Origin of the sequence: Lysinibacillus sp. Ag94 (genome assembly GCF_023242215.1) — a bacterium.
In the GTDB taxonomy this organism is placed as follows: Bacteria; Bacillota; Bacilli; order Bacillales_A; family Planococcaceae; genus Lysinibacillus.
Map to the genome: position 1 here is coordinate 2,085,544 of NZ_CP096780.1, position 12,134 is coordinate 2,097,677.

Annotated in this window: 11 protein-coding genes and 1 riboswitch; of the genes, 9 read left to right on the top strand and 2 right to left on the bottom strand. The window is 39.5% G+C overall.

The window, feature by feature from the left end; all coding sequences use genetic code 11:
• The first annotated feature begins 37 nt into the window (after positions 1–37).
• From cobS to MY533_RS09535, 7 genes are all read left to right on the top strand, one after another.
• Entirely contained in the window at positions 38–814 is a 777-nt protein-coding gene (gene cobS / locus MY533_RS09505) for an adenosylcobinamide-GDP ribazoletransferase (RefSeq protein ID WP_248718911.1), read from the top strand.
• Positions 787–1,386: a histidine phosphatase family protein gene (locus MY533_RS09510; protein ID WP_248718912.1), complete on the top strand. Its 600-nt coding sequence runs from the start codon at positions 787–789 to the stop codon at positions 1,384–1,386. Before cobS ends, MY533_RS09510 begins: the two co-directional genes overlap by 28 nt.
• The gene (locus tag MY533_RS09515; RefSeq protein WP_248718913.1) at positions 1,335–1,727 is read left to right on the top strand and encodes a bifunctional adenosylcobinamide kinase/adenosylcobinamide-phosphate guanylyltransferase; all 393 of its coding nucleotides are present in this window, start codon (positions 1,335–1,337) and stop codon (positions 1,725–1,727) included. The genes MY533_RS09510 and MY533_RS09515 overlap by 52 nt, the downstream gene beginning before the upstream one ends.
• A gap of 205 nt (positions 1,728–1,932) precedes the next feature.
• On the top strand, positions 1,933–2,427 hold the full coding sequence (locus MY533_RS09520; RefSeq protein ID WP_248718914.1) for an ECF transporter S component: 495 nt from the start codon (positions 1,933–1,935) through the stop codon (positions 2,425–2,427).
• A complete protein-coding gene (locus tag MY533_RS09525; RefSeq protein WP_248718915.1) occupies positions 2,424–3,107 on the top strand; it encodes a hypothetical protein in 684 nt (227 codons plus the stop codon). The genes MY533_RS09520 and MY533_RS09525 overlap by 4 nt, the downstream gene beginning before the upstream one ends.
• Before the next feature lie 110 nt (positions 3,108–3,217).
• A riboswitch (cobalamin riboswitch) is annotated at positions 3,218–3,405 on the top strand.
• Between the two features lie 161 nt (positions 3,406–3,566).
• A complete protein-coding gene (locus MY533_RS09530; RefSeq protein ID WP_248718916.1) occupies positions 3,567–5,780 on the top strand; it encodes a ribonucleoside-diphosphate reductase subunit alpha in 2,214 nt (737 codons plus the stop codon).
• A 12-nt stretch (positions 5,781–5,792) separates the two neighbouring features.
• Positions 5,793–6,833 carry a ribonucleotide-diphosphate reductase subunit beta gene (locus MY533_RS09535; protein WP_248718917.1) on the top strand — a complete coding sequence of 347 codons (1,041 nt, stop codon included), beginning with the start codon at positions 5,793–5,795 and terminating at the stop codon, positions 6,831–6,833.
• A 151-nt stretch (positions 6,834–6,984) separates the two neighbouring features.
• On the opposite strand, the gene MY533_RS09540 is transcribed toward MY533_RS09535, so the two are convergent.
• Both MY533_RS09540 and MY533_RS09545 read right to left on the bottom strand, forming a co-directional pair.
• Positions 6,985–7,254 carry a DUF4190 domain-containing protein gene (locus tag MY533_RS09540; RefSeq protein ID WP_248718918.1) on the bottom strand — a complete coding sequence of 90 codons (270 nt, stop codon included), beginning with the start codon at positions 7,252–7,254 and terminating at the stop codon, positions 6,985–6,987.
• 43 nt (positions 7,255–7,297) lie between these two features.
• Positions 7,298–8,194 (bottom strand): M23 family metallopeptidase, encoded by an 897-nt coding sequence (locus MY533_RS09545; protein WP_248718919.1) that lies wholly within the window; start codon positions 8,192–8,194, stop codon positions 7,298–7,300.
• A gap of 290 nt (positions 8,195–8,484) precedes the next feature.
• Between MY533_RS09545 and MY533_RS09550 the strand changes: the two genes are divergently transcribed.
• Together MY533_RS09550 and MY533_RS09555 are read left to right on the top strand one after the other, a co-directional pair.
• A complete protein-coding gene (locus MY533_RS09550) occupies positions 8,485–10,218 on the top strand; it encodes an ABC transporter ATP-binding protein (protein WP_248718920.1) in 1,734 nt (577 codons plus the stop codon).
• The gene (locus MY533_RS09555) at positions 10,215–12,026 is read left to right on the top strand and encodes an ABC transporter ATP-binding protein (RefSeq protein ID WP_248718921.1); all 1,812 of its coding nucleotides are present in this window, start codon (positions 10,215–10,217) and stop codon (positions 12,024–12,026) included. The genes MY533_RS09550 and MY533_RS09555 overlap by 4 nt, the downstream gene beginning before the upstream one ends.
• Positions 12,027–12,134 lie beyond the last annotated feature (108 nt).

A 12,134-nucleotide genomic window follows, 5' to 3' on the forward strand; every position in this document is an offset into this window, starting at 1 on the left:
ATGACGCTTTGAAAATAAAAAGAAGGAAGGCAAGACGATGAAAAATTTCTGGCATAGTATACAACTTGCGTTTCAATTTTTTACAGTTTTGCCGGTACATAAAGAAATTCCGTTAACAAAGGCAACTATTACCGGGATGTTCGCTTTTTTACCATGGATAGGGGCTCTCATGGGTACTACAGTGGCGGCGGTGATCTATTGTTTAACAGAATGGACGGCAAGCAGTGAAATTTTGCTTACTTTTGTGATTGTCGGATTATTTGCCTTATTTACGGGTGGTTTGCATTTAGATGGTTTTATTGATATGGGGGATGCTTATTTTTCGTATCGAGATCGTGAGAAGCGGCTAGAAATTTTAGATGATCCACGTGTTGGCGCATTTGGAGTACTATCTGTGCTATTTCTAGTGCTTGGCAAATTTGTGATACTGCATGAGTTATTCGTACAGCATAAATTTGCACTATGGATGCCTGTATTTATTCCGTTATTAACAAGAGTAGGCATGAGCTTTTATTTTATGTCGCTCAAATGCTCAAAAGAAAAGGGGCTTGCCTACTTTTTTAAAACACATATTAAGCCGGGAATACTCATTACCTTTATGCTTATCACTTTAGTTGTGGCGTATAGTAGCTTGTTGTTTGTCTTAGGTTTCTCAATTGTTCCTCTAGTGTTGATAGCTGTATTAGCGATTGCCTTTTTAGTCTTCCGGCAATTTACAGTGCGCAACTTTGGTGGTGTTTCTGGAGATTTACTCGGTGCATCAATTGAAGGAATGGAGGTTGTACTGTGGGTGACGTTGTTATTGTTCACTTAATGAGACATGCCCCAACAAAGGAAAATTTGGAGAAGCGATATATTGGCTGGACAGATTCTTCATTAGCTGATGCATCTTTGCTGACTATAGTAGATTCAGAAGTCACGAAGGTGTATGGTAGTGATTTGCTGCGTTGTAGGGAAACCGCTGCCCATTATTTTCCGAATGCAACATATGTGTCTGATAAAAGATTTCGAGAGTCGAACTTCGGTGCATTTGAAGGACGAACATATGAGGACTTGAAAACAGATAGTCGCTATTGTGCATGGTTAGATGACCCTGTACAGTCACTGCCTCCAAGGGGGGAAGGCTTTGATGCTTTTTGTGCGCGAGTCATTGAAGGGTTCACTGAGTTACCAAAAGGTGAAGGTGTTTATCATCTCGTTGTCCATGGTGGAGTTATTCGAGCACTTCTTGTAGAATTTGCACCGACTGAGCAAACTTTTTGGTCATATCAAACACCGCATGATAAAATGTTTTCTTTAACGTTTACAAGAAAGGCTTGGGAGGAGGGAGCGAGATGCATGTCTTTATCGGAGGCGCCTATAGTGGAAAAACCGACTATGTCATGAAATTGCTTGCAGGTCAAAAAGTTGAGCTAGTAGATGGCAATCTACCTGATGCCAGCCCAGCCTGTAATGTACTAATTATTAAAAACATAGAGAAATGGCTCGTGACACAAAATCTTGAGGATGATGAACCCCTTGTCAAAACCATTTTGACAAGATTAAAGACTCTTGAAAAAAAATGTGCAGTCTATATAATAGTGACCGATATGGGTCGTGGAGTTGTGCCAATGGAAAAACAGGCACGATTGTTGCGTGATACATGTGGGCGTTTGTACCAGGCATTATTCGCTGAAGCCGAACAAGTCGTACGTATTTGGTACGGTATCGGGGAACGAATCAAATAATATAGTTTTAAAAAATTTAATAGGCTGTTCATTTAGGGATAAGATTGGTAGGACGTATGCTTTGTAAATAAGTTGATCGGAGTGGAGGCTTGGCACCCCTTGAAAGCGCTTTGCTCTGCGCGTCAGCGACCAAGCGTCCAACGGGAACAGAAATCGACCTACGTTATGGATGACGAGCCAAATATAACAGGAAAGAGGAAATGGGATGGATCGACAAAGATTGATGAAATTGACGCTCACTGCCATGGTAGCGGCAATTTGTGCAGTTGGTGCAGTCATTAAAATTCCAACATTTATTTCAACTGCTGCGCTTGACTCTACACCTGCATTGTTGAGCGTTGTATTTTTATCTCCAGTATTAGCAGGGGTTGCGGGAGTCATTGGGCATTTTATCTCAGCCTTAACTACTGGCTTTCCATATGGGCCACTACATATTATTATCGCAGTAGAAATGTTTATTGTTGTATGGGTCTTTGGGGTAATGCATAAAAAAGGAATGCGTTTCTGGAAATGGCCTGTGGCACTTGTTTTCAATGGTGTTGTTGCACCTTTACCATTTTACTTTATCATTAGTCCTGCATTTTACTGGGCATCACTGACTAGTCTTCCATTGGCAACACTCATAAATCTAGTGATTGTTGCCATTGCGATGCCAATTCTCTCTAAAGTGTTTATGCGTAAGGAAGGTCGAGTACATTGAGAAATGCAATACAAATAGGCGGGTTGATTGCAACATCTGATAATGCCGCAGCAATTGGCGAAAAACCACAAGATGTTGTGTCTGCTTCAGACAAACTGACGGCATATTTAACGGCACGTGTTACTTTTTTAGAGCAGCTTGCTGCAAATGCTTTACCAAGCCATATTATACTCGCTAATTTTTCAGGGGATGCTGCATGGGCTCGTTACGTTGCAGGCATTCAGCAGGTTTTTGCTGAGACGGGTCTTAATTGTCCACAAATAGACGGTAGTACAGAGTCCAATATGCCGACTCTACAATCTGGTTTGTCTATAACGATGCTAGGTGAGCAGCAAACACGTACAGCAACTAAGTATGAACAGCTTAGTTGGTACACCTATGGATTACCGCTTGTAGGCAATGAAATCCTTGCACAGCCTAAAGATGTGGCGCAGCTCCAACCTATTTTTGAGGCGTGGAAAGAGGGAATAGTGCAGCAAGTATGGCCAGTTGGATCAAAAGGTCTACAAGTCGAATTTACCCGACTTTTTGGCGAGCAACAGGTCAAAAGTTCTTTAGATATTGAGAAATCGGCTGGTCCATGTGCAGTAGTTTTGCTAGGAATTCAGCCAGAAAAAGAGCAGCTAGCACAAAAAAAATTTCCTAGAAATTTTGAAAAACTACGTAAAACTGCATTGTAATTGGGCTTGCTTCGAGAAAATGTAGCACTTTATAACGTGCAAGGTGCAAAACACCTATTGCAACAATAAACACAATATGTTAGATTTGTTTAGGAGTTAAAACACTATATATAGTATTTTGGACGAGCGGTACCAATATGGTTTAAAAGGGAATTCGGAAAGAGAGTCATCTTAGGCCGAAGCTGTCCCCGCAACTGTAAGTGCTGACAAATGATGAATTGGCCACTGTGAAGAACGGGAAGGTGATCATTTGGAGGAAGCACGAGCCAGGAGACCTGCCGATTTGTTCAAGACAGCAACACATTCTTCGGGGATTGAGAAGTGGAGGCGAGAGATTTGTTCACTTCTTTGTGTGCATGTCCTTCATTTCCATTTCCGATTTTACAGCGATCACGTAACCGATAAATGTTGCGTGATCGCTTTTTGTGTTGCTGGAGAAGGAAAGGGAGAGAATGTTACATGACAATTCAAATCGAACAACAAATTGCTAAGCTCAAGAAAAACTACACAGAGGATGAACTTGAAAGTTTTGTAAGATTATCAGATCGATGGCTACGAAAAAACGACAATGCGACATTTGAAGCATGGGCAGATGCGATGATTTTACAAACGCTTAGCCTTATTGATGAGGAAGAGCCATACTGGACATTTATCGCAGCTCAAATATATTTAGAAAAACTATATGATCAATTTGCAATGCGTCGTGGTGTCTCAGTGAAAGATGTTTATAAAGTTTTCCCAGAACATTTAGCACACTATACAGAAGCTGGATTGTATCATGAAAGTTTAACAACAAAATATAGTGAGCAGGAGCTTCAGGAACTCGCTTCGTACCTAGAATCAAGTCGAGATGAGTTGTTTACGTATATTGGTTTAAAAACATTAATGGACCGCTATGTAGTCCGTGATTACACGAAAACACCAGTGGAGCTACCGCAGGAACGCTGGATGGTTATTGCGATGACTCTGATGCAGGATGAAACAGAAAATCGTTTAGAAAAAGTCCGTGAATCTTATTGGGCAATGAGTAATTTATATATGACTGTTGCCACACCGACATTATCGAATGCGGGTAAAACACATGGACAGCTATCAAGTTGTTTTATCGATACAGTAGATGACAGTTTACAAAGCATTTATGACACGAATACAGATGTCGCAACATTATCGAAATACGGCGGTGGTATTGGTGTTTATATGGGTAAAATTCGTAGCCGAGGCTCATCTATTAAAGGTTTTAAAGGTGCATCAAGTGGCGTTTTACCATGGATTAAACAGCTTAATAATACGGCGGTATCAGTCGATCAGCTTGGGCAACGACAAGGCGCTATTGCTGTCTATCTAGATGTTTGGCATAAAGACGTCTTTACGTTTTTAGATTTACGCTTAAACAATGGCGATGAACGTTTACGTGCCCATGATATTTTCACAGGGCTATGCTTACCGGATATATTTATGGAAACTGTTGAAGCACGTGGGGAGTGGCACTTATTTGACCCACATGAAGTACGAGAGGTTATGGGCTACTCACTAGAGGATTTCTACGATGAGAAAAAGGGTGACGGTTCTTTCCGTACTAAATATGAGGAATGTATCGCGAATCCATTGTTAAGTCGTGAAGTCGTACCAGCTATTGATATTATGAAGCGTATTATGCGCTCACAGCTAGAAACAGGCGTGCCGTTTATGTTCTATCGTGATGAAGTCAATCGCATGAATCCGAATAAGCATGAAGGAATGATTTACAGTTCGAACCTGTGCACAGAAATCTTCCAGAATATGTCAGCTACTGAATTCGAATCTATTACACTAGAAGATGATGTCATTGTAACACGTCGCAAGCCTGGAGATTTCGTTGTATGTAACTTATCATCTATCAATTTAGGAAGAGCAGTACCGGCCGGTGTTCTAGAACGATTAATCCCAGTGCAAGTACGTATGTTAGATAACGTTATTGCGCTAAATACAATTCCAGTAAAACAAGCAGAGCGTACGAACCTACGCTACCGTGGTATTGGGCTTGGCACATTTGGCTGGCACCATTTATTAGCTTTGAAAGAAATTCAATGGGAGTCAGACGAAGCTGTAGAATTTGCGGACAAGCTATATGAAGAAATTGCGTATTTAACAATTCGTGCTTCTAACGATTTGGCATGCGAAAAAGGAGCTTACCCATTATTTAATGGCTCAGATTGGCATACGGGTGCGTATTTTGACAAACGTGGCTATGACAGTGAAAAATGGAACGCTTTACGCGCCGCGGTTGCTGAAAAAGGTATGCGTAACGGCTATGTAATGGCAGTTGCACCGAACTCTTCAACATCCATTTTAGCGGGCAGTACGGCTACGATTGATCCAATTTTCCAAAAGAGTTATTCAGAGGAGAAGAAGGATTATAAAATTCCAGTAACAGTACCAGATTTATCACCTGTGACGACTTGGTATTATAAATCTGCTTATTTCATCGATCAAAATTGGACAATCAAGCAAAATGCTGCACGAGCACGTCATATCGACCAAGGCATTTCACTTAATTTATATGTTCAAAATACGATTAAGGCGAAAGATTTACTAGCATTGCATATGAATGCTTGGGCGAGCGGTGTAAAAACGACTTATTATGTGCGCTCAACGTCTGTAGAATTGCTAGAATGTGAGTCTTGCGCGAGCTAGGAGGAAATAACAATGACAACTATTACAAAACGACAAATTATGGACAAGGATGCACCGAACCGTTCAACAGGTATTGTCAACGGACGTTCTTCTAACATTTTAAACTGGGATGATGTCCGTTTTAGCTGGGCATATCCAAAGTATAAAAAAATGCTAGGTAACTTCTGGACACCGTTTGAAATTAATATGAGCAACGATGTCAAACAGTTTCCAGGATTATCAGCAGATGAACAAGAATCCTTTTTAAAAATCATTGGCTTACTAGCACTTTTAGACAGTGTACAAACTGATTTTGCCGGAAAAGTAGCGGATTATTTAACAGATTCAAGCTTAAATGCATTAATGATTATTTTAGCGCAACAAGAGGTAATCCATAATCACTCTTATTCCTATGTGCTATCAAGTATAGTGAACAAAGATGAGCAGGATCGTACGTTTGATTTTTGGCGTACAGAGCCTGTGCTAGAGCGACGCAACGACTTCGTCATTAAAGGCTACCATGCATTTTCCGAGGAGCCATCTGTTGAAAATATGCTAGAAGCGATTGTATATGATGTCATTTTAGAAGGGTTATTCTTCTATTCTGGCTTCGCGTTCTTCTATCATTTAGCACGCAATCAAAAAATGGTGGCTACGTCAACGATGATTAATTATATTAATCGTGATGAACAGCTACATGTCGATTTATTTGTGAAGATTTATCAGGAGCTATTAGAGGAATATCCTGAATACGATACACCTTTACGAGCAGCTCGTGTACAAGAGATCTTCCGTGAAGCTGTTCAGCTAGAAATTGATTGGGCCAATGAAGTGATTGGCGATAAAGTGGAAGGCCTCGATGTAGAAGATGTGCATGATTATGTCCATTTCTATGCCAATGTACGCTGTAATCAGCTTGGTGTGGAGCGTCCATTTGAAGGCTATCGCAAAAATCCATTAAAGTGGATTAAAGCGTATGAGGATGTTGATTTAGGGAAAACAGATTTCTTCGAGCAGCGTTCTCGCCAGTATGTAAAGGTTAATGTAGAAGATAACGGCTTTGATGATTTGTAATGCCAAGTCCACCTCCGTGTTGAAAAAACATGGAGGTGGATTTTTTTGTGAGACAGGGGGAGACACTTACGTAAAAGAAAAAAATTGCTCGGGTCAAACAAACGAGTTCCCTCAGATTAAAAAAGAGCGCAAATTACGCTCTATTTAGCTGTTAATATTTAACCACCGTCATTGAGAAAAAAGCTATATACCCCAAAATCGCAAGGATTTGTAAAATAACCCCTATTATACTACAAATTAAACCTGCAGTTGCTAATCCTCTACTACCTGCATTAGTTGTATGAATTTCTTTAACAGCCTTACTTGAAAATATTATTCCTATAATGCCTAAGATTAAACCAATAAAAGGTATTAGCAATGATAGAATTCCAACCGTTAAAGAAATGACAGAACTATTGTTTGTTTGATTTTTTTCAGACAATCGTTATCCACCCTCTTTTGAGAATTTAACCATTTTTTAAAGATTATCGTACTAAACTATTTCGCACTAAAAATCGATCATTAAATGTTATCGGTACACCTTTCCCATCCTTTTCGGCGTGAATGTGTAAATGTGGTTCACTTGTATTGCCCGAGTTTCCTACTTTTCCAAGTATTTGGCCCGTTGTTACTTTTTCTCCTTTTGCCACTGCCACGCTTCCTTTTTGCATATGGGCTAAAATAATGGTAGCATCATAGTTCTCACATGCTAGGGCGACATGATTTCCCGCTGGGTTTTCTGGATTAGATTTAGGAGGGGGCAGATCGGGTAAAGCATTTTGGATGTCGACTACTTTTCCGTTACAAGGACTATACAAAATATCTGCGTAAATTTGATAGTTTTTTAATTCTTCTGGATATAGTCCACTTGCACGGGTTCCAAAAGTATTTAATTTTAAAATGTCTAATGCGTATTTTTGACCTGGATAGGCTTGATGATAGTTCATTAATACTTGATTACCACCCTGTCCGACATAATAGGTGCCATTTTTAAGTGGGAAAGATAGCTCAATTCCTTTTTCGGCTACTGTATAGCTTTTTAAGACCAAAGCATTATACGTACCAAAAATCAAAATAAGGATAATATAAATACCAATTGAAAACTTTTGATTTACTGAATATTTTATTGTAAACGGTAAATTACTTACCTTTTTCCAAGAATAAATGATTGTGACAATTAAGAGCGCCAACCAAAGAAATCGAACATAATAGCCGACCCAACTCCAGTTTCCTGCTTGAAATAGCCAAACGATTAGTGCTGTCGTCACCAATAAGTCCAACAACCATTCCAGTTTACTTTTAAAAGGAGCTTTCCATAATGAAATGATAAAGCTAGCAGGCAAAATGATAAGCATAGCAATGGAATAAAAGATTGGAAACACTATTTCTCGTCCCCCCTTATGATTTATAACATTATTGGTAATATTTACTTCATCCTAACTTTCATTTTAGCATAGGTAAATGAACATTGGTCCTAATCTTCCTTTAATTCAATATATTGATAAATGGAAATGTTCATTAGGTGATAGCCTGAACAATTACGACAGTGACCAAAACCTACATAAATTAACAATCGAGTCTCGAATATTACGAGACTCGAAAAATTAAGTACCACTTGAGAATGATTTTCAGTTATAATTAAGGTGTGAAAGAAAAGAACGGAGACGAAAGAATGCAGGCAATAAAACAGTTAGGAGGGTTTTTAGGACCCTATAAATTTTTTACCTTGATCGCGCCATTATTAATGGTACTAGAGGTAACGATGGATTTACTACAGCCGACTATTATGCAGCATATGATCGATACAGGTATTGCTAATAGCGACAATCCATATGTGCTAAAAATGTTCATTTGGATGCTAATGAGTGCGGTATTTGGACTTGTTGGAGGGATAGGTTGCTCCTATTATAGTTCAAAGGCAGCGATCCATTTTGCATCGGATGTTCGTCAAGCACTGTATGAAAAAATGATGACGTATTCGGCAAAGGAACGTGACGCTTTTACAACAGGGAAGCTCATTACGATTTTAACGAGTGATGTGGAAAGTGTTCAGCGTGCGTTTATGATGACATTGCGTATTTTTGTTCGTGGTCCTCTATTATTTATTGGAGCGGTCATTATTGTTTTTGTGACAGCACGCGAGCTATTTTCTATACTTCTTATTATTGTACCGATATTAATTATGGCGATGTACTTTTTCACAAAGTACTCAGGTGTCCTATACCGCAGAGTGCAGGAAGCGATTGATGGTGTGAATACGAAGCTTCAGGAAAATTTAGCGGGGATTCGTGTTGTGAAGGCGTTCCGTCGTGAAACGCAACAGATTGAACAATTTAGCGGGCTAAATGATACGCTGACGAAGCGCTTTATTACAGCAGAGCAAATTGTTGGTGTACTTGTGCCGTTTACAATGTTCGTTGTCAATCTAGCAATTGTAGCAGCACTTTGGCTTGGTGCAATTAAAGTAGAAGCCGGTACATTACAGGTTGGGGTTATCCTCGCATTTATTAACTATTTAACGATTATTTTAAATGGATTGATGACTTCTAGCATGGTGCTAATGCAAATTGCACGAGCTATTCCTTCAGGAGAGCGTATCGTGGATGTTTTAAATAAAGAAGTAGCAGTAAAGGAAGCAGAAAATCCACTTACCTCGCCAATTCAAGGGGCGATTGACTTTCACAATGTGAGCTATCGTTATTATGAATCTGCGGAGGATGTGCTGAAAAATATTACATTTTCAGTAAAAGCGGGGCAAATGGTAGGTCTTATCGGCAAAACAGGTAGTGGAAAATCAACATTAGTGAAACTATTACCACGTTTATTTGACCCGACTGGTGGAGAAATTCACTTGGATGGAAAGCCGCTAAAAGATTATGCAATATCAACTTTACGTAAACATATCGGCTTTACCTCTCAAAAAGCATTACTGTTCTCAGGTGCAATTGACAATAATATTCGTCTTGGAAAAGAGGATGCAACGTCAGAGGAATTACAGCAAGCTCTTGATGCAGCATGTGCCACTGAATTTGTGGACCGGCTGGATAAAGGCTTAGCATATGAGCTTTCACAGGGGGCAACCAATCTCTCTGGCGGTCAAAAGCAGCGATTAGCGTTAACGCGTGCACTCGTAAGACAACCAGCTATTTTAGTGTTGGACGATACAACATCTGCTCTTGATAGCGCCTCTGAAAAACATATCCAACAAGCTATTGGTAATCAATATAAAGATACAACGACGTTTATCGTAGCGTCTAAAATTGCTTCTATTCAACAGGCGGACCTAATTCTTGTAGTAGAGGACGGCGAAATTGTAGGTGAAGGTACACATCAACAGTTATTGCAGAATAATAAACCGTACCAAGCAATTTACGCTTCCCAGCAAAAGGCTGGTGTACAACAATGAGTAAAAGTCAACCAAAGCAAATGAATTTCGGACGTGGACCACGTATGGCTGGTCCAACTGAAAAGGCGAAAAATCAAAAAGCAACGATTAATCGTGTATGGCAATATGTGAAGCAACAAAAAATAGGACTTTATTTCTCTATCTTTTTTGTAGTAGCTTCTACATTGTTAAGTTTAGCAGGGCCGTACTTAATCGGACATATCGTTGATGAATATATTATGAAAATGGACATTGCTGGTACGATTCGTCTAGGTATTGTGCTAGCAGTTATTTATACTGCAGCGTCTATTTTTACGTGGCTACAAACATATGTCATGATTCATGTGGCGATGAAAACAATTCGAGCATTGCGACTAGAACTATTTAAAAAGCTACAAACATTAACACTGAGATTTTTTGATCAGCGAGCACTCGGTGATTTAATGAGCCGTGTAACAAATGATATTGATAATTTAAATACGGCACTAGCACAAAGCGTGACACAAATCGTATCGTCGGTGCTAACGGTAATCGGTGTTAGTATTGCTATGTTCTCGCTTAGCTGGCAGCTAGCGATCGTTACGCTGATTATTATTCCTCTAATTGTTTTTACGACGAAGCAGATTATTAAACGTAGTAGTAAAAACTATACGGCACGTCAACATGATTTAGGGAAGCTGAACGGTACTATTGAGGAAATGATTACGGGGGCGGAGGTTGTGACGCTTTTTGGAACAGAACAACAAACAATTGAAACGTTCCATAAACAGAACGAAAATCTCCGTAACTCGGCGCAACGAGCAGAAATTACTTCTGGTTTACTAGGCCCAATTAATAACTTTATGAATAACTTAGGTTTAACTGTTGTTATTGGCACAGGAGCATTTTTATCGGTAAAGGGCATTGTTTCGGTTGGGGTTATTGCCGCATTTGTCACGTATACACGTCAATTTTTCCGTCCACTGAATCAGCTATCTAACCTTTTGAATACATTCCAGTCAGCAATTGCTGGGGCGGAACGAGTTTTCGAAATTTTAGATGAACGATCGGAAGTAGCTGATAAAAAACAGGCCCTTGATTGTCAAAGTTTAAAAGGGGATGTGTCATTCCAACATGTATCCTTCAGTTATGTGCCAGAGAAGCCAGTACTGAAAAATATTAGCTTCCATGCCAAGGCTGGTGAAACGATTGCACTTGTTGGCCCAACCGGATCAGGGAAAACGACGATTATCAATTTGTTAACTCGTTTTTATGATGTCGATGCAGGGGAAATTTTGATTGATGGTCATAATATTGAAGATTATAAAATGGCAACGATCCGTCAACGAGTGGGTGTTGTCTTGCAGGATACGTATTTATTTTCTGGAACGATTCGTGAAAATATTCGTTTCGGTAAACTTGATGCTACAGATGAAGAGGTGGAAGAAGCGGCGAAAATCGCGAATGCCCATAATTTTATTAAATATTTACCGGCACAATATGATACACCTGTACAAGCAGGTGGGGCAAACTTAAGTCAAGGTCAACGACAATTATTGGCTATTGCCCGGGAAATTTTAGAAAATTCGGATATTTTGATTTTAGATGAAGCTACATCTAGTGTGGATACGCAAACAGAGGTTGATATCCAAAAAGGTCTCCAGCATTTAATGCAGGGGCGCACAAGCTTTGTTATTGCACACCGTCTAAAAACAATCGAAAATGCCGACCAAATTCTTGTTATTCAACAAGGTGAAGTTGTTGAGCGGGGCAATCACGAGCAGCTCATGCAAAAACAAGGTATTTATAGTAATCTCCAGCAAAAACTTTTGCTGGAACAAGTGGAATAACATAGAGAAGGCTGTCTATTAAGTATGTAAAAGCTTATTAGACAGTTTTTTTATTTTCTGCCAAAAATTAATTAGATATTTATTTTTATTGTTTATTGTTACAGTATC

Bases quoted from the DNA above. Each gene is read 5' to 3' on its own strand.
- cobS (WP_248718911.1), top strand. From the start codon at position 38: ATGAAAAATTTCTGGCATAGTATACAACTTGCGTTTCAATTTTTTACA.
- MY533_RS09515 (WP_248718913.1), top strand. From the start codon at position 1,335: ATGCATGTCTTTATCGGAGGCGCCTATAGTGGAAAAACCGACTATGTC.
- MY533_RS09520 (WP_248718914.1), top strand. From the start codon at position 1,933: ATGGATCGACAAAGATTGATGAAATTGACGCTCACTGCCATGGTAGCG.
- MY533_RS09530 (WP_248718916.1), top strand. From the start codon at position 3,567: ATGACAATTCAAATCGAACAACAAATTGCTAAGCTCAAGAAAAACTAC.
- MY533_RS09535 (WP_248718917.1), top strand. From the start codon at position 5,793: ATGACAACTATTACAAAACGACAAATTATGGACAAGGATGCACCGAAC.
- MY533_RS09550 (WP_248718920.1), top strand. From the start codon at position 8,485: ATGCAGGCAATAAAACAGTTAGGAGGGTTTTTAGGACCCTATAAATTT.
- MY533_RS09555 (WP_248718921.1), top strand. From the start codon at position 10,215: ATGAGTAAAAGTCAACCAAAGCAAATGAATTTCGGACGTGGACCACGT.